Source organism: Bradyrhizobium sp. LA6.8 (assembly GCF_040547935.1).
Taxonomy (GTDB): Bacteria; Pseudomonadota; Alphaproteobacteria; order Rhizobiales; family Xanthobacteraceae; genus Bradyrhizobium; species Bradyrhizobium barranii.
Genome location: NZ_JBEPQQ010000001.1, coordinates 270,193 through 291,986 on the forward strand (window position 1 = coordinate 270,193; position 21,794 = coordinate 291,986).

At 65.4% G+C, this 21,794-nt stretch carries 16 protein-coding genes; 3 read left to right on the forward strand and 13 right to left on the reverse strand.

The features are described from left to right. Positions 1 to 107 precede the first annotated feature (107 nt). Both ABIA90_RS01100 and ABIA90_RS01105 read left to right on the forward strand, forming a co-directional pair. Entirely contained in the window at positions 108 to 1,562 is a 1,455-nt protein-coding gene (locus ABIA90_RS01100) for a sensor histidine kinase (protein ID WP_063984542.1), read from the forward strand. Further along, the gene (locus ABIA90_RS01105) at positions 1,559 to 4,546 is read left to right on the forward strand and encodes a bifunctional [glutamine synthetase] adenylyltransferase/[glutamine synthetase]-adenylyl-L-tyrosine phosphorylase (RefSeq protein ID WP_354116975.1); all 2,988 of its coding nucleotides are present in this window, start codon (positions 1,559 to 1,561) and stop codon (positions 4,544 to 4,546) included. The genes ABIA90_RS01100 and ABIA90_RS01105 overlap by 4 nt, the downstream gene beginning before the upstream one ends. Here the strand turns inward: ABIA90_RS01105 and ABIA90_RS01110 are convergent. The 5 genes from ABIA90_RS01110 to ABIA90_RS01130 are packed head-to-tail and all read right to left on the reverse strand — an operon-like array spanning position 4,503 to position 10,474. Further along, positions 4,503 to 4,739: a formate dehydrogenase subunit delta gene (locus ABIA90_RS01110; protein WP_354116976.1), complete on the reverse strand. Its 237-nt coding sequence runs from the start codon at positions 4,737 to 4,739 to the stop codon at positions 4,503 to 4,505. The two genes, ABIA90_RS01105 and ABIA90_RS01110, sit on opposite strands and share 44 nt — an antisense overlap. Then, positions 4,726 to 5,556, reverse strand: coding sequence for a formate dehydrogenase accessory sulfurtransferase FdhD (fdhD, locus tag ABIA90_RS01115; RefSeq protein ID WP_354116977.1), 831 nt, complete (start codon positions 5,554 to 5,556; stop codon positions 4,726 to 4,728). The genes ABIA90_RS01110 and fdhD overlap by 14 nt, the downstream gene beginning before the upstream one ends. Positions 5,557 to 5,560: 4 nt before the next feature. Then, positions 5,561 to 8,434, reverse strand: a complete 2,874-nt coding sequence (fdhF, locus tag ABIA90_RS01120) for a formate dehydrogenase subunit alpha (RefSeq protein ID WP_354116978.1) — start codon at positions 8,432 to 8,434, stop codon at positions 5,561 to 5,563. A gap of 10 nt (positions 8,435 to 8,444) precedes the next feature. Beyond that, positions 8,445 to 10,001: a formate dehydrogenase beta subunit gene (locus tag ABIA90_RS01125; protein ID WP_354116979.1), complete on the reverse strand. Its 1,557-nt coding sequence runs from the start codon at positions 9,999 to 10,001 to the stop codon at positions 8,445 to 8,447. Next, positions 9,998 to 10,474: a formate dehydrogenase subunit gamma gene (locus tag ABIA90_RS01130; RefSeq protein WP_354116980.1), complete on the reverse strand. Its 477-nt coding sequence runs from the start codon at positions 10,472 to 10,474 to the stop codon at positions 9,998 to 10,000. Before ABIA90_RS01130 ends, ABIA90_RS01125 begins: the two co-directional genes overlap by 4 nt. A gap of 224 nt (positions 10,475 to 10,698) precedes the next feature. Between ABIA90_RS01130 and ABIA90_RS01135 the strand changes: the two genes are divergently transcribed. Then, positions 10,699 to 11,592, forward strand: a complete 894-nt coding sequence (locus ABIA90_RS01135) for a LysR family transcriptional regulator (protein ID WP_014496684.1) — start codon at positions 10,699 to 10,701, stop codon at positions 11,590 to 11,592. A gap of 106 nt (positions 11,593 to 11,698) precedes the next feature. Here ABIA90_RS01135 and ABIA90_RS01140 read toward each other — a convergent pair whose 3' ends face one another. The 8 genes from ABIA90_RS01140 to ABIA90_RS01175 all read right to left on the reverse strand — a co-directional run bounded on the left by ABIA90_RS01140 (position 11,699) and on the right by ABIA90_RS01175 (position 21,485). Then, complete coding sequence (locus ABIA90_RS01140) at positions 11,699 to 14,029, reverse strand: PAS domain-containing sensor histidine kinase (RefSeq protein ID WP_354116981.1); 2,331 nt, start codon at positions 14,027 to 14,029, stop codon at positions 11,699 to 11,701. Positions 14,030 to 14,257: 228 nt separating this feature from the next. Beyond that, positions 14,258 to 15,631, reverse strand: a complete 1,374-nt coding sequence (locus ABIA90_RS01145; protein ID WP_166098345.1) for a cation-efflux pump — start codon at positions 15,629 to 15,631, stop codon at positions 14,258 to 14,260. 256 nt (positions 15,632 to 15,887) lie between these two features. Beyond that, positions 15,888 to 16,856, reverse strand: coding sequence for a quinone oxidoreductase family protein (locus ABIA90_RS01150; protein ID WP_354116982.1), 969 nt, complete (start codon positions 16,854 to 16,856; stop codon positions 15,888 to 15,890). 25 nt (positions 16,857 to 16,881) lie between these two features. Continuing rightward, positions 16,882 to 17,877 (reverse strand): NAD(P)H-dependent flavin oxidoreductase, encoded by a 996-nt coding sequence (locus ABIA90_RS01155; RefSeq protein WP_071915559.1) that lies wholly within the window; start codon positions 17,875 to 17,877, stop codon positions 16,882 to 16,884. Positions 17,878 to 18,148: 271 nt separating this feature from the next. Continuing rightward, entirely contained in the window at positions 18,149 to 18,709 is a 561-nt protein-coding gene (locus ABIA90_RS01160; protein ID WP_166098330.1) for a hypothetical protein, read from the reverse strand. A gap of 184 nt (positions 18,710 to 18,893) precedes the next feature. Beyond that, positions 18,894 to 19,544, reverse strand: coding sequence for a hypothetical protein (locus ABIA90_RS01165; RefSeq protein ID WP_354116983.1), 651 nt, complete (start codon positions 19,542 to 19,544; stop codon positions 18,894 to 18,896). A 59-nt stretch (positions 19,545 to 19,603) separates the two neighbouring features. Continuing rightward, positions 19,604 to 19,807 carry a hypothetical protein gene (locus ABIA90_RS01170; protein ID WP_354116984.1) on the reverse strand — a complete coding sequence of 68 codons (204 nt, stop codon included), beginning with the start codon at positions 19,805 to 19,807 and terminating at the stop codon, positions 19,604 to 19,606. Between the two features lie 271 nt (positions 19,808 to 20,078). Further along, positions 20,079 to 21,485: a hypothetical protein gene (locus tag ABIA90_RS01175; protein WP_354116985.1), complete on the reverse strand. Its 1,407-nt coding sequence runs from the start codon at positions 21,483 to 21,485 to the stop codon at positions 20,079 to 20,081. Positions 21,486 to 21,794: the final 309 nt, after the last annotated feature.

A 21,794-nucleotide genomic window follows, 5' to 3' on the forward strand; every position in this document is an offset into this window, starting at 1 on the left:
GGAACTAGGCGGCAAAAGATGCGGTAACTGCTTGAAACAAAAGGGAATAAGAGAAGTTGCGATGACCGGTGATAGCACGCGCAGCGCTCTGATTGGGTACCGGATCCGTGACGGCATTCGGTAAACTCGTCCGCACCACGGCATTCCGGCTGACGCTGGTCTACCTGTTCCTGTTTGCGATTTTCGCGGCCTCGCTGCTCGGCTATTTCGCCTGGAATACGCGGCGGCTGATCACCGAGGAAATCACGCAGACGGTCAATGCCGAGACCTCGGAGATCAACGAGATCTACGGCCGTCGCGGCCTGCGCGGCCTCGTGCTCGCGATCGAGTACCGGGCGCTGCGGCCGGGCGCCAACCTCTATCTCGTGACCACGCCGACCGGGCAGGCGATCGCCGGCAATGTCGGCTCGCTGGCGCCGGGCGTAATGGCTACGCGCGGCTGGTCGGAGACGGCCTACAAGCGGATCGAGGACGCCGACGAGCGCGACCATCGCGCGCTGGTGCGCGTCACCGAGCTCGAAAACGGTTTCCGCCTCCTGATCGGCCGCGACCTCGACGAGCGGCGGCGCCTGTTCGGGATCGTCGCCAAGGCCGCGCAATGGTCGATCCTGATCGTGGTCGTGCTGGGCCTCGGCGGCGGCATCTTCGTCGCGCGCCGCGTGCTCACGCGCATCGACGCGATGACCGGCACCGCGCAGCGCATCATGACCGGCGATCTCAGCGGGCGCCTGCCGGTGGGACGCAGCGGCGACGAACTCGATCGTCTTGCGGAAAACCTCAATGCGATGCTGGAGCGGATCGAGGCGCTGATGGCGGGGCTGAAGGAAGTCTCCGACAACATCGCCCACGACCTCAAGACGCCACTGACGCGTCTGCGCAACCGCGCCGAGGAGGCGCTGGCGAAATCGGGCAGCGAGACCGATTACCGAGCGGCGCTGGAGCGGACCATCGAGGAATCCGACGGCCTGATCCGCACCTTCAATGCGCTGTTGATGATCGCGCGCGCCGAGTCCGGCCAGGCGCGCGGCAACATGGATGATTTCGACGCCGCCGAAGTCGCGGGCGGCATTCACGAGCTCTACGAGCCGCTGGCCGAGGACGACGGCATGACCTTGAAGGTCAAGGCCGAGCCGACGCCGGTTCACGCCAACCGCGAATTGATCAGCCAGGCGCTCGCCAACCTGGTCGAGAACGCAATCAAGTACGGCAAGCCGGTCGCGCAGACCGGTGGAACCGTGGTCAGCATGGACTCCAGGCAGATCATCATCGAGGCGAGGCGCGAGGGCGACCAGGTGCTGCTCAGCGTCACCGATCGCGGCCCCGGTATCCCCGAAGCCGACCGCAAGCATGTCGTCGAGCGATTCGTGCGGCTTGAAGCCAGCCGCACGCTGCCGGGCTCCGGCCTCGGTCTCAGCCTTGCCGCCGCGGTTGCGACGTTGCATGGCGGAGAATTGCGGCTGGGTGATGCCCAGCCCGGCCTCGTCGCCACGCTGGTGCTCCCGGCGCGCGCCGGCGACAGGGTTGCTCCGCCAATGCAGGATGTGCCACAGAAGGTGGCATGAACCACTCCGCGCCGGGAAACGCGGACAAGCATGGAGAGGGCCTGGCCGCGCGCTTCGCGGAGGCTCCCCATATTGCCGCTTCCACCACCGACGAACGACGTCTTGAAAGCTGGCTGGCCGAGCTCGAGCCGGCGCAATCGGCCCGTCTTGGCGTGTTGCTGGCTCATCCCTTCGCGCGGGATATTCTGGCCGGCATCGCAGAATTCTCGCCCTATTTGTTCGATCTGGTGCGCACTGACCCGCTGCGGCTGATCCGGTTGCTGGAATGCGATCCGGATGCGCATCTCGCCCTGCTGATCGCGGAGGCGAGGGACGCGGTGCTCGCGGCAGGCGACGAAGCCGAGGTGATGCGGCTGCTTCGCAGGATGAAGGCCGAAGCGGCGCTTCTCACCGCGCTGTGCGATATCGGCGGCGTCTGGCCGGTGATGCGGGTGACGGCGGCGCTGACCGATGTCGCGGTATCCTCGGTGCAGGCGGCGCTCCAGTACCAGCTGCGGCAGGAAGCCGCACGTGGAAAGATCCTGCCGCCCAATCCCGAAGCTCCGGAAGAGGGCTGCGGCCTGATCGTGCTCGCGATGGGCAAGATGGGGGCGGGCGAACTGAACTATTCCAGCGACATCGACCTCATCGTGTTCTTCGATCCCGATGCCACGACGCTCGCGCCCGACATCGAGCCGCAGCCGTTCTTCGTGCGGGTGACGCAGGGCGTGGCGCGCATTCTCCAGCAGCGTACCTATGACGGCTACGTCTTCCGCGTCGACCTGCGGCTGCGTCCCGATCCGTCCTCGACGCAAGTGGCGATTTCGCGAGACGCCGCGCTGAACTATTACGAGCGGGAAGGGCGCACCTGGGAGCGTGCTGCGATGATCAAGGCGCGTGCCTGCGCCGGCGATGCCAAAGCGGGCGAGGCGCTGCTCGCCGAAATCGCGCCCTTCGTCTGGCGCAAGCATCTCGACTTCGCCGCGCTTGCCGACGTCCACGACATGAAGCGTCAGATGCAGACCTATCGCGGCCAGAGCGAGATCGCGGTCGAGGGGCACAATGTCAAGGTCGGGCGCGGCGGCATTCGCGAGATCGAATTTTTCGCGCAGACGCAGCAGCTGATCGCCGGCGGTCGCCATCCGGAGTTGCGGGTGCGGCCGACGCTCGCCGCGCTCGATATTCTCGCCACCAGCAACTGGATCACCTTTGCCGCGCGTGACGAGCTGACCATTGCGTATGAATTCCTGCGCCGTGTCGAGCACCGCCTCCAGATGATCGCCGACGAGCAGACCCATGCGTTGCCCGACGACAAGGAGGCGGTCGAGCGCTTTGCGCGCTTCTTCGGCTATCCGGATCGCGAAGCCTTTGCGCGCGACCTGTTGCGGCAGCTCCAGATCGTGCAGGGACACTACGAAAAGCTGTTCGAGGGCGATGACCCGACCGGCACGGCAAAGCTGCCGGCGCTCGACTACAGTGCAGGTCCTGACGATCCGCGCCTGCTGCAATATTTGACGACGCTCGGCTTCAAGAAGCCGGCCGCACTCGCGCAGACCATACGTGACTGGATCACAGGCGACTACCGCGTGTTCCGCAACGACCAGACGCGAAGCGCTTTCGTCGAGTTCGTGCCGGCCCTGATCGACGGCCTCGCGCGGGCCGAGGAGCCGGATCGCGCCGTCGTGGCGTTCGATCAGTTCCTCCAGGCACTCCAGCTTGGCGGCCGGCTGATCACGCTGCTCGGCCAGAACCGCGATCTCGTCGCGCTCGTGGCGCTGGTGCTCGGCGCGGCGCCGCGGCTCGGCGAGATGCTGGCGCGGAAGCCGCAGCTCATGGATGGCCTGATCGATCCCAGATTCTTCGGCGCGATGCCGGACAAGCAGGAATTGTCGGCGCGATTGGCCGCGACGGTGCGCGACGCCGACTCCTATGAGGAGTTTCTCGACCGTCTCCGCCTGTTCGGGCAGGAGAGCCTGTTCCTGATCGGCACGCGCATTCTCTCCGGTACGGTCTCGGCGCAGCAGGCCAGCACGGCTTTCGCCGATGTCGCCGAAGGCATCGTCCACACCGTGCACGATCTTGTCGCCGAACGCTTCGCCGCCCAACACGGACGTATCAAGGATCAGGAGACCGCGATCATCGCGATGGGCCGGCTCGGCAGTCGCGAGATGACGGCATCGTCCGATCTCGACCTGATCCTGCTGTACGATTTCGACAGCGACAATCCGGACTCCGACGGGGCCAAATCGCTTCAGGGCGCCCACTACTTCGCGCGCTTCACCCAGCGCCTGATCAGTGCCTTCACCACACGCACCAATTACGGTGTGCTGTACGAGATCGACATGCGGCTGCGCCCGTCGGGACGCGCCGGTCCGGTGGCGTCGAGCCTCGTCTCATTCGCGGACTACCAGGCCAACGAGGCCTGGACCTGGGAGCACATGGCCCTGACCCGCGCCCGCGTGGTATCGGCCTCGGATGAATTCCGTGAGCGGATCGAGCGTATCATCCGCGATGTCCTGACCCGCCGCCGCGATCGGGCGACCATTGCCAACGACGTCGCCGACATGCGGCGCGCCATCGCGCAGGAGAAGGGCGAGAGCGACCATTGGGATCTCAAATACGCTGCAGGCGGCATGGTCGATATCGACTTCATCGCGCAATATCTCCAGCTCGTGCACGCCCATGACAAGCCTGAAATTCTCGACGTCAGCACCCTTCAGGTTCTGGACAACGCCGCCAAGCTCAACGTGCTCCCGCAATCGGAGGCGGAGATCCTTCGCGCGGCGGCGCGGCTCTATCACGACCTGACGCAGATCCTGCGGCTCTGCGTCAGCGACGGCTTCAAGCCCGAGACCGCCGGCACCGACCTTCAGCGCGTGATGGCGCGCGCCGGCGATGCGCCCGACTTCTCGTCGCTGGAGGCGCGCGTCAAGGAAACGCAGAGCGAGGTGAGGCGCGTATTTACGGCGCTGCTGGAAGGGACGTCGTCTGCTTCAGCGAGGTAAGAGCCTCGCGCACGTTCGGCTCCAGGCCTGCGCCGCCCGCGTCGAGATGGGCGAAGATCGCGCGCTTCATCCGGGGATCCCAGAACTTCTTGATGTGGTCGGCGATCCCCGGCACGGCCTTGTCGTGGCCCTGGCTCTTGAAGAAGGTACCGATCTGGTTAGCCATGTAGACGAGGCGGTCAGGCGACGTCATCGATAATCTCCTGAGCACGATGAGCCGTGACGCGACTCTGGTGCGTGAATACTTCAAACCCATCGCTGCGGGCAATCGCGATCAACGTGATGCCGGCGGCCTCCGCGGTGCGAACCGCGAGCGCGGTTGGCGCGGAGACGGCGACCAGCACCGGGGCGCCGATTGCGGCCGTCTTCTGCACCATCTCGACCGAGACACGGCTCGTCAGCAGCACCATGCCCACGCTAGCGTCCGTCCGGCTGCGCGCCAGCGAACCTGCGAGCTTGTCTAGCGCGTTATGGCGGCCGACGTCCTCGCGCAGGGCCACAATGCCATTCGATGGCGACCAGAAGGCCGCGGCGTGGACCGCGCGCGTCTGCATGTTGATCGATTGCAGGGGCGCGATCGCCTGCATCGCCGTCATGATCTGTTGCGACGTGAAGCTGGACCCTGGTGGGACGACGGCCGCAGGCCGCACGGCCTCGGCGATCGAATCGATGCCGCAAATGCCGCAGCCGGTCGGGCCGGCAATGTGCCGCCGCCGCTCGCTGATGCGCGCGGCATCTTCCGACGCCAGCCACATGCGCAGCTCGATGCCGTCGTCGAGGCGGACCACCTCGAGTGACTTGACGTCATCGACCGACCTGATGATGCCTTCGTCCAGGCTGAAGCCGACCGCAAAATCTTCGAGGTTTTGCGGTGTGCCCATCATGACGGCATAGGTGCCGCCATTATAGGTCAGCGCCAGCGGCGTCTCCTCCGGGATCAGGCGCGCGCCTTCGGACGCGACACCGTCGCGCCAGATCTCGCGGTCGATGGCCTGGACCGGCACGTGCATGCCGTTACTCCGCGGCCTCGGCCGGCGCGATGCGGCGGGAGTGCTGCGCCTGCGCGTCGTATGCCTTCTGCCAGTCGGACGGGCCGTTCGATGGCGAGATCTGCACCGCCGTGACCTTGTATTCGGGGCAGTTGGTGGCCCAGTCCGAATAGTCGGTGGTGATGACGTTGGCCTGCGTGTCCGGGTGATGGAAGGTGGTGTAGACGACGCCTGGTGAGACGCGGTCGGTGATCTCCGCGCGCAGCGTGGTTTCGCCCGCACGGCTCGCGAGCCGCACCCAGTCGCCGTCGCGCACACCGCGCTGCTCGGCGTCGTGCGGATGAATCTCGAGCCGGTCCTCGGCATGCCAGATCACGTTCTCGGTGCGCCTTGTCTGCGCGCCGACATTGTACTGGCTGAGGATGCGGCCCGTGGTGAGCAGCAGCGGGAAGCGGGGGCCGGTGCGCTCGTCGGTCGCGACATATTCGGTGACGATGAACTTGCCCTTGCCGCGGACGAAGCCGCCGATATGCATCACCGGGGTGCCCTCCGGCGCCTTCTCGTTGCACGGCCACTGCACCGAGCCGAGTTCGTCGAGCTTGGCGTAGGAGACGCCGGTAAACGTCGGCGTCAGTGCCGCGATCTCGTCCATGATCTCGGACGGATGGCTGTAGTTCATCTCGAAGCCCATGGCCTTGGCGAGGGCGATGGTGACCTCCCAGTCGGCCATGCCGTTCTTCGGTGACATCACCTTGCGGACGCGCTGGATGCGGCGCTCGGCGTTAGTGAAGGTGCCGTCCTTCTCGAGGAAGCTCGAGCCGGGCAGGAAGACGTGGGCGTAGTTCGCGGTCTCGTTCAGGAAGAGGTCGTGAACGATGACGCATTCCATCGACGACAGCGCCGCCACCACGTGCTTGGTGTTGGGATCGGACTGGAGGATGTCCTCGCCCTGCACGTAGATGCCCATGAACGTGCCTTCGATTGCGGCATCGAACATGTTGGGAATGCGCAGGCCCGGCTCCGGGTTGAGCTTGACGTTCCACAACGCTTCGAACTGGTCGCGCACGGCGTCGCCCGAGATGTGGCGATAGCCGGGCAGCTCGTGCGGGAACGAGCCCATGTCGCAAGAGCCCTGCACGTTGTTCTGGCCGCGCAGCGGGTTTACGCCGACGCCGGGGCGACCGATATTGCCGGTCGCCATCGCGAGGTTGGCGATCGCGATCACGGTGGTCGAGCCCTGGCTGTGCTCGGTGACGCCGAGGCCGTAATAGATCGCGCCATTACCGCCGGTGGCGTAGATGCGCGCGGCTTCACGCAACACCTGGGGATCGACGCCGGTGAGGATCGCGGTGGCTTCCGGGCTGTGTTTCGGCTGGGCGACGAAGGCGGCCCATTCCTCGAACTCGGCCCAGTCGCAGCGCTCGCGCACGAAGGCTTCGTTGGCGAGGCCCTCGGTGACGATGACATGCGCCAGCGCGGTCACGACGGCAACGTTGGTGCCGGGCATCAGCGGCAGGTGCAGCGCTTTCACATGCGGCGATTCCACCATTTCGGTCCGGCGCGGATCGATCACGATCAGCTTGGCGCCCTGGCGCAGCCGCTTCTTCAGGCGCGACGCGAACACCGGGTGAGCGGAGGCGGGATTTGCACCAATGATGACCGCGACGTCGGTGTCCTCGACCGAGTCGAAGTCCTGCGTGCCGGCCGACGTGCCGAAGGTCTGCGACAGGCCGTAGCCGGTCGGCGAATGGCAGACGCGGGCGCAGGTGTCGACATTGTTGTTGCCGAAGCCGCCGCGGATCAGCTTCTGCACCAGATAGGTTTCTTCGTTGGTGCAGCGGGACGAGGTGATGCCGCCGATGGCGTCACGGCCGTATTTCTTCTGGATGCCGCGCATCTTGGCAGCGGCAAACGAGAACGCCTCGTCCCACGACACTTCGCGCCAGGGATCCTCGATCCGCTCGCGGATCATCGGGTTGAGGATACGCTCCTTGTGGTTGGTGTAGCCCCAGGCGAAGCGGCCCTTGACGCAGGAATGGCCGCGATTGGCCTTGCCGTCCTTGTACGGCACCATGCGCACGACTTCCTCGCCGCGCATCTCGGCCTTGAAGGCGCAGCCGACGCCGCAATAGGCGCAGGTGGTGACGACGGAGTGCTCGGGCTGGCCGATCTCGATCACCGACTTTTCCGTCAGCGTCGCGGTCGGGCAAGCCTGCACGCAGGCGCCGCAGGAGACGCATTCGGAGCCGAGGAAGCTCTCGCTCATGCCGGGCGAAACGCGGCTGTCGAAGCCGCGGCCCGAGATGGTCAGTGCGAAGGTGCCTTGCACTTCCTCGCAGGCGCGGACGCAGCGCGAGCAGACGATGCACTTGGAGGGATCGTAGGTGAAGTAAGGATTGGACTCGTCCTTCGGCATCCAGGCGGCGTTGATCTCGCCATGGGATTTTGCGAAGACGTGGTTCTCGCCCTCATAGCCGTAGCGCACGTCGCGCAGGCCCACGGCGCCGGCCATGTCCTGCAATTCGCAATCGCCGTTGGCGCCGCAGGTGAGACAGTCAAGCGGATGGTCGGAGATGTAGAGCTCCATCACGCCCTTGCGCAGCTTCTTCAGCCGTTCGCTCTGGGTGTGCACGACGAGGCCGTTCATGACAGGCGTGGTGCAGGAGGCCGGCGTTCCGGCGCGGCCCTCGATCTCGACGACGCAGAGGCGGCAGGAGCCGAACGCGTCGACCATGTCGGTCGCGCAGAGTTTTGGGATTTGGTGGCCTGCATCCATCGCGGCCCGCATGATCGAGGTGCCCTCGGGCACCGTGACCTGGTTGCCGTCGATGGTCAGCGTCACCATCGTCGTCGATTTGGAGCGTGGCGTGCCGTAGTCGATTTCTTCGATCAGAGACATCGTCGTTCTCCTATTCCGCGGCCTGAAGCGTGGTCGGGGCCGGGATGAAATCTTCCCGGAAATGCTTCAATGCGCTGAGCACGGGGTAGGGCGTGAAGCCCCCGAGTGCGCAGAGCGAGCCGAATTTCATGGTGTTGCAGAGGTCTTCGACGAGCGCGAGATTTTCGCTCACGCGCTCGCCGCGGATGATCTTTTCGATGGTCTCGACGCCGCGGGTCGAGCCGATCCGGCAGGGCGTGCACTTGCCGCAGGATTCGATGGCGCAGAACTCCATGGCGAAACGCGCCTGCCTGCGCATGTCGGCGCTGTCGTCGAACACGACGATGCCGCCATGGCCGATCAGGCCGTCGCGTGCGGCGAAGGCTTCGTAGTCGAACGGGGTGTCGAACAGCGCGCGCGGGAAATAGGCGCCGAGCGGGCCGCCGACCTGCACCGCGCGGACCGGGCGGCCCGTGAACGTGCCGCCGCCGATGTCGTCGACGAGCTCGCCGAGCGTCACGCCGAACGCGGTCTCGAACAGCCCGCCATGGCGGATGTTGCCGGCGAGTTGGATCGGCATCGTGCCGCGCGAGCGGCCCATGCCGAAATCGGCATAGGCCTTGGCACCCTCGGCCAGGATGTAGGGGATCGCGGCGAATGACAGCACGTTGTTGATGACGGTCGGCTTGCCGAACAGGCCGTGATGCGCGGGCAGCGGAGGCTTGGCGCGGACCAGGCCGCGACGGCCTTCGAGGCTTTCCAGCAGCGAGGTCTCTTCGCCGCAAACGTAAGCGCCGGCGCCGACGCGCACTTCGAGATCGAAGCTGTAGGTGGAGCCGCCGATCTTGTCGCCGAGATAGCCGCCGCGCTTTGCTGCCTTGATGGCCGCGTTCATCGCTTCGACTGCGTGCGGATATTCGCTGCGGATGTAGATGTAGCCCTTGGTCGCGCCGACGGTGATGCCGGCGGTCGTCATGCCCTCGATCACCAGGAAGGGGTCACCTTCCATGATCATGCGGTCGGCAAAGGTGCCGCTGTCGCCTTCGTCGGCGTTGCAGACGATGAACTTGCGGTCGGCCTTCGCTTGCGCGACGGTCTTCCACTTGATGCCGGTCGGGAAGCCCGCACCGCCGCGGCCACGCAGGCCGGATGCGGTGACCTCGGCGAGGATCGCATCCGAGCCGAGCGACAGCGCGCGCTCGAGGCCCTTATAGCCGCCATGGGCGCGGTAGTCGTCAAGCGAGCGCGGATCGATCACGCCGCAGCGGGCGAAGGTGAGGCGGGTCTGGCGCTTCAGCCAGGGGATCTCGTCGGTCGCTCCGAGTCGCAGCAGATGCGGCGTGTTGCTGGCGAGGGCGTCGAGCAGGGAGGGCACATCGGCCTCGGTCACCGGGCCGAAGGCGATCCGGCCCTGCGGCGTCGCGACCTCGACCAGCGGCTCCAGCCAGTACATGCCGCGCGAGCCGGTCCTGACGATCTCGACTGCAACGCCGCGCTTGGCCGCATCCTGCTCCAGCGCCAGCGCAACCTCGTCGGCGCCAACCGCAATCGCACCCGCGTCGCGTGAGACGAATAGACGCATGCTCATCGCTGGGCCTCCGCAACGAGTGCATCGAGGCGCTTCTCATCGAGCAGGCCAATGAGGCGGCCGTCGAGCATGGCGGACGGTGCGGTCGCACACAGCCCGAGGCAGTAGATCGGCTCCAGCGTGACGCGATCATCGGCGGTGGTCTTGCCGAGGGGCACGCCAAGCTTCGCCTCGGCGCGCGCAGCGAGAGCATCGCCCCCCGCAGCCTGACAGGCTTCCGCGCGACAAAGCTTCAGGACATGACGCCCGGCCGGCTTGTGGCGGAAATCATGGTAGAAAGTGAACACGCCATGCACCTCGGCGCGCGACAGATTCAGCGCCTGCGCCACCATGGGGATCGCCGCCTCCGGCACGTAGCCGAACGCCTCCTGAAGGGCGTGCAGGATGACCAGCGTCGCGCCCTCTTGCTTCGCATGTTCGGCGATGATCTCGGCGCCGCGCGTCTCGTCCCAAGGCTCGTAAACCGCTGTCATTCTTTGTTCTCAGATTGAGCGTCCCTTGATCGCAAACTATTTGGAATCGTTCGAAGATCAATAAAGCTGTCTCATGCTGCGATTGCGAATTCCGATCGATCTGGAAGTGCAATCGGACGATACGGAAATGCAATTAATCGCGTTCCGCTTGCCGGTTTTTCCGTGTTGGTAATGACCTGCCGTGCTAGCTTGCATGCCACGATGGCATCCGAGGGGACGACCGGTTGATCGACAAGCTTGAACTGCTGCTGGCGCTGGCGAAGGAGCGGCATTTCGGACGCGCTGCAGAAGTCTGCGGCGTGACGCAACCGACGATGTCGACCGGGCTCAAGCAGCTCGAGGAGATCCTCGGCGTGATGCTGGTGCAGCGCGGCTCCCGCTTCCAGGGTTTTACCCCCGAGGGCGAGCGGGCGCTGGATTGGGCGCGGCGGATCGTGGGCGATGCCCGCGCCATGCGTGACGAGATCAACGGGCTGAAGCATCAGCTCTCCGGCGAGATCCGCATCGCGGCGATCCCGACCGTGCTCGGCATGGTCGCCCAGCTGACGACGCCGTTCCGCGCCAAGCATCCCGAGGTGCGCTTCCGCATCCAGTCGACGACCTCATCCGAGGTGCTGGGGCTGCTCGAAAATCTCGAGGTCGATGCGGGGCTGACCTATATCGAGAACGAGCCGATCGGCAAGGTGCGCACCATCCCGCTCTACAACGAGAGCTATCGCCTGCTGACCGCGCCGGATGGAATGTTCGGCGATCGCGAGACGGTGACGTGGAAGGAGGTCGGGCAGGTGCCGCTGTGCCTGCTGACGCCCGACATGCAGAACCGCCGCATCATCGACCGCGCGCTCCGCTCGGTCGGCGCGGAGGCGACGCCAACCCTGACCTCGAACTCGCTGCTCGTGCTGTTCACGCATGTGAAGACGGGGCGCTGGGCGAGCGTGATGCCGGCCAAGCTTGCCGAGACGCTCGGCCTGTCCGATACGGTGCGCTCGATCCCGATCACCGATCCTGATGTCAATTACAGCATCGGCATGGTGATCCCGCAGCGCGATCCGATGACGCCGCTGATCGCGGCGCTGGTCAACGTCGCGCGCGAAGTGGCGCCGTCGCTGCAATTGTAGGGTCTACAGCGTCTTCGAGCGAAGTGGATACCGGTTCGCGTGAAGAAAACGCGTCAAAACAAGAATCTAGAGCTTCGGTTCTGAATCAATCAGAGCCGATAATGCTCTAGGCCGCAGCCGACATCCCGGACGCCGCCTTGATCGCATCGCGCGGCAGGGTCACGCGGACGACGGTGCCCACCTCGATCTTCGAGCGCAGCCGCATCGAGCCGCCGTGGAGCTGCGCCAGCGAGCGCGCGATCGCAAGTCCAAGTCCGGAGCCGTGATAGGTCTTGGTGAGCTGGCTTTCGACCTGCTCGAACGGGCGGCCGAGCCGTGCCAGCGAATGCGGCGCGATCCCGATGCCGGTGTCGGCGATCAATAGCACGATCTTGTCGTCGAGCTGACGGCTGCGCACCACGATGCGTCCGCCGTCGGGCGTGAACTTCACCGCATTGGAGAGCAGGTTGACGATGATCTGCTTGGTCGCGCGGCGGTCGGCAACGACCGAGATCGATTTCTCGATCCCGGCGTCGAGCGTCAGATGCTTGTCCTGCGCGCGGCCGGAGACGACACGGAGGGACTCCGCGAGCGTCTGTCCGAGGTCGAGCTCTTCCATGTCGAGCTTCATGCGGCCGGCTTCGATCTTGGACATGTCGAGGATGTCGTTGATGACTTCGAGCAGGTAATGGCCGCTGGTCAGGATGTCCTGGCAGTATTCCTGGTACTTCTCCGAGCCGAGCTCGCCGAACATGCCCGAGCCCATGATCTCGGAGAAGCCGATGATGGCGTTGAGCGGCGTGCGCAGCTCGTGGCTCATATTGGCGAGGAATTTCGACTTGGTCTGGTTGGCTTCCTCGGCGCGGGTCTTCTCGCGCTGATACTTCTCGGCGAGGTCGGCGAGCTCGTTGGTCTGGCGCTCGAGGGCGGCCTGGGAGCGCTTCAGGTCGATGACGGTGGCGCGCAGGCGCAGATCGTTGTCGACCAGCTTCTGCTCGTGCTCCTTGATGCGGGTGATGTCGGTGCCGACCGAGACGTAGCCGCCGTCCTTGGTGCGGCGCTCGCTGATGTGCAGCCAGCTGCCGTCGTCGAGCTGCGCCTCGAAGGTGCGTGCGCCCGGACCCTGGCTGGCCGTCTCGTTGTGGCGGGTGCGGACCTCCGGCATGCGGCCGACTTCGAGCACGGTCTCGTAGGAGGTGCCGGGGATGACGGCGCTGTCGGGCAGCTTGTGCAGGCGCTGGAAGTGCGAGTTGCAGAGCACGAGGCGGTCGCTCGCGTCCCACAGCACGAAGGCTTCCGGAATGGTCTCGATGGCGTCGCGCAGGCGCAAATCGGCTTCGACGGTGCGTTCAGCGAGGCTCTTCTGCTCGGTGATGTCGACGGCGATTCCGATCAGGTGCACGCTGGAATCGGTCGCTCCGTGCGTCTTCTCGCAGCGGACGCGGAGCCAGATCCAGTGACCGTCGACGTGCTGCATGCGGAAGGTCTGGTCGATATGGTCGATCTTCCCGGAGATGAGCTGGTCGGCGATTTCGAACAGGTCGATGTCGTCGGACTTCACCAGCGCGTTGACCTCGCCGAAGGTGAGGAGCTCGTTGCGACCGTCGAGGCCGAGCATCGAAAACATCGACTGCGACCAGAATATCCGGCCGCGCGACAAATCCCAATCCCACAGGCCGCAGCGGCCGCGGTTGAGCGCGGTGTCGATGCGGCCGCGCACGGCGTCGTTGATGAGGTCGCCCTCGCGGGCGCGGGTCGACTGCCAGTGGAAGGCGAAGCCGAGGATCAGGACGACGAAGCCGGTGGTCGCCGACAGCGTCACCGAGAGCGCGGCGTCCGAGCCCCAGATCGGCTCGTTGCGCTCCTGGATCACGGTGACGAGGCCCGGCAGCGACTTGATCTGCCGCGAGGTCGCCATCGCGGCGTTGCCGTTCGGCAGCGTCATGTCGGAGACGTTGTTGTCGCGCGGCGGCGCCGCGACCAGTTGCGCCGTGGTGATTGCATCGAGCACGCGGTCGTTGCCTGAGGGGTCGCGGTCGATCGGAATGCGGGCGAGGATGCGGCGATCGACGCCGGCCGAGGTGACGACGACGTGGCGGCCGGAGGCAGTGCCCCAGGACGGGATGAGATCGGGCAGCAGCGTCGGCAGGTTCTCGATGTTCTTGAGCCGCTCCTGCCGCGACGAGGTCAGGCGATCGATCCGCTCAGCGAGCAGGTCGGCCAGCGCCGAGATGTCGTGGCGGAGCACCTGCCGCTTCTGGCGCGTCTGATCGACGACCTGCACGAACGCGCCGAGACAGATCGTGACCAGGAACGCGATGATCAGCGTCGGCACGGCGCGGCGCAGCGCCGGCTCCGCGATCAGGAGCCGATGGTAGGCAGGTTTCGCGATCGATTGCGCCAATCCCTTGATCGAATCGGATTGGACGCGCACGTTCGCGGCGTCTGCACGCGACATGCCTTCTGCCCCCTGGAAAACCTGCTTGCAACTTGAGTTCGGAAGCAGCCCCACATCGCTTCCGAATCAAGCCTGATTTGAATCCAGTTTTCGCAGGCTGTCGAGAGTCAACGAATCGTTAACGCGAATTTATTCTTATCCAACGCGCAGTTCGCGCGTTTTGCGTCCGCAAACTTACGTGCGCGGCGAGTCCGAAACGAGAACGTGTGACTCCTCGCACATTTCGCGTCACGCCCGCGGCGGCTCGGCGTGACTGATCACGCGCTTCACGCCCGGGAACGCGCGACGGAGCGCGCGCTCGATCGCGTCGACATGCTCGTGTACCTTGATCACGCTCATCGAGGGCGTGGCACGGCAGTGGAAATTGACGATCTCGCCGGCGTCGGTGTTGCGGACACGCACATTGTGGATGTCGTAGATCTCGCCGCCGGCGGCATATTCCGTCAGGGCGGAGGCGATGGCCCGCACCCGTTCCGGCACGGCATCGACCCCGAACGGCAGTTCCGGTTCCAATGGCTCGATATGGACGTCGACCTCGACGTCGGCGCCGAACTCCTCCTGGATGCTGCGCTCCAGCGTGTTGGCGATGTCATGGGCGGCGTCGAGCTGCATCCCGGCGTCGACCTCGAGGTCGATGCCGACGATCAGCTTGGCGCCTAGGTCGTGCACCGTGACGTGGTGGATGGCGAGGCCGGAATTGTGTGCGATGACCATGATCCGGTCGCGCACGGTCTCGTTGTCGCGCGCGACGGGGACGGCGGTGAAGGTAAGGTCGGCGTCGCCGAATGCCTTGTCGACCGCCGCCTGCGCCTTGCGCTTGATCTCCTCGACGCGGTCGATCGGATAGGTTCGCGGCACCTTCGCGATGGTGTCGATGAACATGGTCGCGCCCACCATGCGCAGCCGCAGCCGCTCGACGTCGATCACGCCGGGCACGCCAAGGATCGCGGCCGTGGCCTTCTCCTGCGCGCCCTCGGGGGCGCGATCGACCAGCGTCTGCACGGTCGAGCCGGCCATGCGCAGGCCGAGCAGGGCGATCATCACGGCGACGGCGGCGGCCGCCGCGGCGTCGCCCCACCAGAAGCCGAGGGCGGCCAGGATCAGGCCGATGATCACGGCGAACGAGCCGAGTACGTCGGAGGCGAAATGCAGCGCGTCCGCCGCGAGCGCCTGGCTGCGCGTCTCCCGCGCGGCACGATGCAGGGCGCGGGCGCGCCAGAGGTTCACGACGATGTCGATCACCAGCACCACGAACGGTACGGCCGAGATGGTCGGCGGCGGAGTTCCCTCGCGCAGGCGGCTGTAGGATTCGACCAGGATGCCCCCGGCCAGCACGTAGAGCAGGGCGGTGACACCGAGCGCGGAGATGCTCTCCAGCTTGCCGTGGCCGTAATGGTGCTCTTCGTCGGCCGGCTTGTCGGACACCCGCACCACCGCCCAGGTGATGATGGTCGCGACCAGGTCGATCGAGGAATGTAGGGCCTCCGAAATCAGCGCCAGCGAGCCGATCGCGATCCCGACCGCAAACTTGGCCGCCGCCATGCCGCCGCTGGCGAAGATCGAGATTGCGGCGACCGAGGTCTTGTTGTGCTGTGCGCTCATGGCCGGGGATTTAGCAGCCTAGGGCTGAACATCAAGCGACGATCCACAGCTGTAGTCGCGAGTGAGTTGCAGGAGCGAAACTATTGCGAATGCTTCCGAATTGAATGCTCGCTTATGCCACCGGCTCAGTCTCGTAGGGTGGGCAAAGGCGCGTAGCGCCGTGCCCACCAACAAGTGTCTCCTGATCAACCGCTGTGGTGGGCACGCTCCGCTTTGCCCACCCTACGAGACCGGGCGCTCGTCGCCCGGCCAGGGATCACAGCGTCACGACGATCTTCCCCAGATGCTTGTTCGCCTCCATGTGCTCGAACGCCTTGTCGATGTCGGCGAAGGCATAGACCTTGTCGATCGGCAGCTGCAGCTTGCGTGACTCGACCGCGCCCCAGATGTCCTTGCGGACCTCGTCGAAGATCTCGCGGACCTCCTCGATGGTGCGGGTGCGGAAGGTGACGCCGACATAGTCGATCCGGCGTGCCGCATGCAGGTCGAAGTTGAAGTCGGCATGGGTGCCGCCGAGCCGGCCGACATTGACGATGCGGCCCTTGACCCTGGTGGCGGCGAGGTTCTGGCTCGCGACCTTGCCCGAGACCTGGTCGACGATGAGGTCGACGCCTTCGCCGTTCGTCGCCTTCAGCACCTCGTCCACCCATTTGGGGTCGGAGGAGTCGACGGCGAGGTCGGCGCCATACTCCCTAAGCCGGCCGCGGCGATAGGCATTGGTCGACGAGCCGATCACGAGCTTGGCACCCTTGAGCCGCGCAATCTGCATCGCCATCAGACCGACGCCGGAGCTCGCCCCCTGGATCAGCACGGCTTGCCCAGGCTGAACACCGCCGACGGTGACGACCGCGTTGTGCATGGTCGCGAGCGCGACGGGCAGGGTGGCGGCTTCCTCGAAGTTCATGTTCGAGGGCGCGCGGAACAGCCGGCCGTGATCGGCCAGGGTGTATTCGGCGAACGCCGCGCCGCCCGAGCCCATGATGCGGTCGCCGACCTTCACGCCCTTGGCATCCGGTCCGAGCTCGGCGACCTCGCCGGCCCATTCCATGCCGAGCACGGTGCCGGCACCGCCGGCGGCGCCATGGGCGTGGCCCTTGCGCATGCCGGTGTCGGCGCGGTTCAGCCCGCAGGCGCGGACGCGGACCAGCACCTGCGTGCCTTTAGGCTTTGGTTGAGCGACGTCGGAAATCTGAGCGCCGTCAGGGCCGTAGACATAAGCCTTCATGAATTACTCTCGCTTCTTGCAGTGATTATTCAGCGGCTTGTGCGCTCGGATGAGCGATCATGCCTTCGAGCCGGCTGCGAATGATGGCTTCGGCCTCGCGCACGATGCGGGAGATCAGCTCGGCGCAGCTCGGGATGTCCTGGATCAGGCCCTGCACCTGGCCCGCCGACCAGATGCCTTCGTCCGAATTGCCGGTCGCATAGACCATCTTACCACGGGCGCCCGCAACCAGCTCGCGGATGTCCTCGAACTTGGCGCCTTCCTTCTCCAGGGCGACGACCTTGGTCGAGATCTCGTTTTTGGCGACGCGCGAGGTGTTGCGCATGGTGCGGAAGATCAGCTCGGTCTCGCGCTCGTCATTGGCGACGATCTTCTCCTTGATGAGCTGGTGGATCGGGCTTTCCCTGGTCGCCATGAAGCGGGTGCCCATGTTGATGCCCTCGGCGCCGAGCGCAAGGGCGGCGACGAGGCCGCGGGCATCGGCAAAGCCGCCCGAGGCGATCATCGGGATCTTGACCTTGTTGGCGGCGGCCGGGATCAGGATCAGGCCGGGGGTGTCGTCCTCGCCGGGGTGGCCGGCGCATTCAAAGCCGTCGATCGAGATGGCGTCGACGCCCATGCGCTCGGCCGAGAGCGCGTGGCGGACGCTGGTGCATTTGTGCACGACCTTGACGCCGTGCCTCCTGAACTCGTCGACATGCTCCTGCGGCTTGTTGCCGGCGGTCTCGACTACGGTGATGCCGGCCTCGATGATGGCGGCGCGGTATTCGGCGTAGGGCGGCGGCTTGATCGCGGGCAGGATGGTGAGGTTGACGCCAAAGGGCTTGTCGGTGAGGTCGCGGCAGCGCGCGATCTCCTTGGTCAGGTCTTCCGGGGTCGGCTGGGTCAGCGCCGTGATGAAGCCGAGCGCGCCGGCGTTCGCGACCGCGGCGACCAGCTCGGCGCGTCCGACCCATTGCATGCCGCCCTGGACGATCGGGTGCTCGACGCCGACGAGCTTTGTGAACCGTGTCTGCAGCATGATCTGTTTCCCCCGCCTCGCGTGGCGCTCTGTTATCGGTTGATGGCGGCAGGATGCCGCCGGGGTCGGGAAATGTCTATTGCGCCGCCGTGCGGTGGGGGCAGGGCGATCATGCGAGGCGTGAGGGGATTCCGTGGGGCGGATAATTTTGGTGCGGGGCGCTTGGCGTATTCTCCTGCCGTCGTCCTGGCGAAAAGGGGCGACGGCGGAGAGGTAGCAAAAGTGCTGCTCCAAGGGTGCCCGGAAGGCCGAGCGCCAACTGGATCCCGCGTCAACCTTGGCCACGAAGCCGCAGGAGTCGCGATGGAATATACTCAACGTCGATGCTGATGCCGTCTCCGCTCAACGGGTTCGCGGTGTAGACGACGGAGACAGACAGTTCGAATTGGCTGACAATCGTCAAGATAGCGATGGTGAGCGCGGTGTCTCCGCTCGGGGCCGCGCCCAGCAGCATCTCTGCGATACGGCAGCAATCATCCATCGTCGCCCCCAACGGAGGAAGCTTGATGACCTCTACCTGACGTGCAGCGAACGTGGTCGGGTCGGCGACGTCGGGTTCACGCGCAACAACAGCGCCCGAGTTGATCAAGGGCACGACGAACTTCAGAACCGGTGCCGTCACCAGGTTGAGATTTTGAATGTTGACCTCGGTCGCATACACGCCCGGCCGGGCGCCGGCGACACAACAGCAGCTTGCCTCGGATTGCTTGCCGCATACGATCTTCGCGCTGTATGCGAAGAGGCCCTCGGCTGCGGCCGGTATCGCGCCGAGCTTTTCGAGAAATGGATGCTTCAACCGGTCAGCACTTGAGCCCGTCTGATTGTTAGCCATCTCGACCTCCGTGAAGGTTTGTGGAACGGATGAGCGGCACCTGGGCGCGTTGCTTATAGTCCTCGGTCTTGCCTCGATTGAGTTTTGATTACGCTACGCCAGACGCTTTCCCGCAGCGCCTGCTCACCACCTACAATAGCACTGTCGAGGAATGCTCGCCAATCATGTCAAAGGCGAATAACGGCTACTCCGCCGACAGCCGCACCATCTGGCGGCCGCCGTTCATTTCCTTGAGGCTGTTGACGAATTTTTCCGGGCGCTGCCAGCGGTAGGGGACCTGCAGGCCCATGAACTCGGCGATGTCGCCGATGAAGCCGGTGCAGTTGGTGGTCTCAGCGTTCCAGACCGGCGAGCTCGCCTGCAATTTCTTGATATAGGCGAAGACGCGCTTGGCGTCGGCTTCGTTCAGATAGACGCGATAGTTCGCGGTCAGATAGTCCGGATCGAGGTCGCCGTAGCTCGCGCCGGTTTCGGCTGGCACCCAGGTGAGGTGACCGAGCACATAGGCCCAAGTGTCGCCGGCGGGCGTGAGCCCCGCGACTTCGACGGCGCGCTCGCTGGTCTTGCCGTACCAGACGAACGCATGGCCCCAGCTCGCCGCCGTCCGCGCGCGGAAGTCGACGTAGTAGGGACCCTTCTCCGCGCGCACGACGGAGCGCCGCGTCGATTGCGGCGCCGGTTGTGATGCGGCGTCGGTCGTAGCAAGCGCATTGGCATCGGCAACGCGCTTGTTCGCTTCGTGGGCCGAGGCCGAGGGGGTGGTGCAGGCGAGCATCGCCGCGAGAGCGAATCCCGCGAGGATGCAGGATCCCGATCGATCAGATGTGTTCGTCACGTTGTGCCCCTCGACTACCGGCCGCTTACGCAGATTCTTGCGCGTATTTCCGTTGCGCGTCAGTAGCGCGCAGCGACCGGGCCGGGCGCCTTGCCGATCGGGGCCTTTCCAATCGGGCTCTTGCCAATCGGCATCTTGCCGATCGGCGCCTGCTCCGCAGGATAGACGGGAACGGGCTGGCGACGCGGCAGATCCGCAGCGTTCGCAGCCGTCACCAGAGCAAGCGTGGCGCCCAAAGCAATTGCAATTTTCTTCACAGTCATACCCCTAGAAGGTTTGGTCCAAACACGGCACGGCCGTGCCCCCAGACACGCCTCATAGAAGGGGGCCGAATGCGTCCAAGTTGCGGCACCCGCGGGACATGTTGGCGGCATTGATCGGGTGTACAGGGATGTGATGTGTCTGGATGTTTCGGGGTGCGCGGCCTGGTCGGTAGGATGGGTAGAGCGAAGCGAAACCCATCGGCCATCTGCGCGGGGAGCGATGATGGGTTTCGCTGCGCTCTACCCATCCTACGCTGCTGCTACGCGTCTCTCACCCGATCCTGTTCAAGCTGTTCCGGATCGTCGAGAAGATGCCGCCGATGTCTTTGCGCAAGGCATCGAGCGCGTTGAAATTGTCGAAGATGCGGGCGAGGCGGTCTTCGACCTCGCGCTTGCTCCTGGCGAGGGCATCGACGCGCGAGGCGAGGGTGACGTCGCCGTTCGCCTCGATCTCGCCGACGGTGTTCGCAAGGAGATCGCGGGTGGCGCCGACCTCGGCGATCATGGCCTCGATGCCGAACACCGGCGCCTTCAGCGGAACGAGGTCGGCCTGCGACTTCGACAACTCCGTCTTGAAGGCGTTCAGCGTCGCCAGCGTCTCCTGCAACGCGCCGAGCCGCTGGCGCGACTGGAGGACGAAATCGTTCAGCGCGTTCTGGCGGTCGACGAGGGTCTTGCCGTCGGGGTCGGTTTCGACGTCGGCGAGCGAGCGTTCGAGCTGGGCCTGGCGCTGGCCGAGTTCCTCGAAATCGAGCCGGATCGCTTTCAGGATGTTGAAGCTGTCGTCGATGCGGGCGAGGCGCTGCGCGATCTCGATCTTGTTCTTCGAGAGCGTCTCGACGCGAGTGTCGAGCGGCGCCTCTCCGCCGGTCTCGAGCTCGTCGATGCTCTTGGCCAGGCGGTCATGGCTGAGGCCGAGCTCGCCGATCAGGGCATTGATGCCGGCGTCCGACGAGCGCAGCGGGATCAGCTCGGCATGGGATTTCGCCAGATCTTCCTTGTACTGGCTGAGGGTCACGAAAGTGTCCTGGACCGCGTTCACCCGTGACAGCAGCGCCGATACGTCGCGCGCAACATCTTTCAGGCGGTCGGCGAGGTTGTTCTTGCGGTCGTCGGTCTCGAGGTCGAGCAGGGAGCGTTCGAGCTGGTTCTGGCGGTCGCGGACCTCGGTGAAAACAGGCTCGACCGCGCGCCGCTGATCGGCGACCTTGCCGACCATCTCTCGCACCCCCTGCTGGCGTCGGCGGATCTCGGCGAGCTGGTCGTGCATGTCGGTGGATTCGTTACGGCCCTGCTGGAGCAGGGCGCGCTGCTCAGTCTCGCCCAGCTTGTCATGGAGGGCGGAGACGGCCTCGCGGGGATCGCTTTCGATCAGGTGCTGGACGGTGGCGTCGAGGTGGTTTTGCAGGGCGTGGGCGACGACGACATCCTCGCGGGTCTTCTTGAGGCGGTCGCGCAGGGTATTGAGGCGGCGATCCTGACGCGAGAGCCGCCAGGCGGGGGCGCCGATCAGCGCCAGCCCGAGCGTCACGATCGCGCCGGTTGCGATACGCTGCGGCATAGGCAGGTCCGCAAACAGGGCAGGCAAGTGCGCGACGTCATAACCAAACGCCTGTTGGGCGAGGATCGCGATCGCGGCTAGCAGGACAAACCAGGCAACCACGAAAAACAGCCACATCGTGACTTCCCCACCCGGGACACATTCTCGCCATAGTTGCTATTGGAGAGCGGAACCGAGATCAAGGGGCGGGCGGGGTTGCCAGATGTTTCCGGTCGCGCGATCCACTGCTGGTTGCGTCAGTCGATTAGCGGAGAGCAGGGTGCCAGGTTTTCCCGGGGAGCGGGGCAAGGCCTGTAAGCCCGGATGGAGCAAAGCGCAATCCGGGGTCTGCGCGCGCAGAAACGCCCGTCCCGGATTAGGCTTCGCTCCATCCGGGCTACGGCACTGCGTGGACCCCTTTCGGGGAGGCTAGCAGCAGGCGTCGGC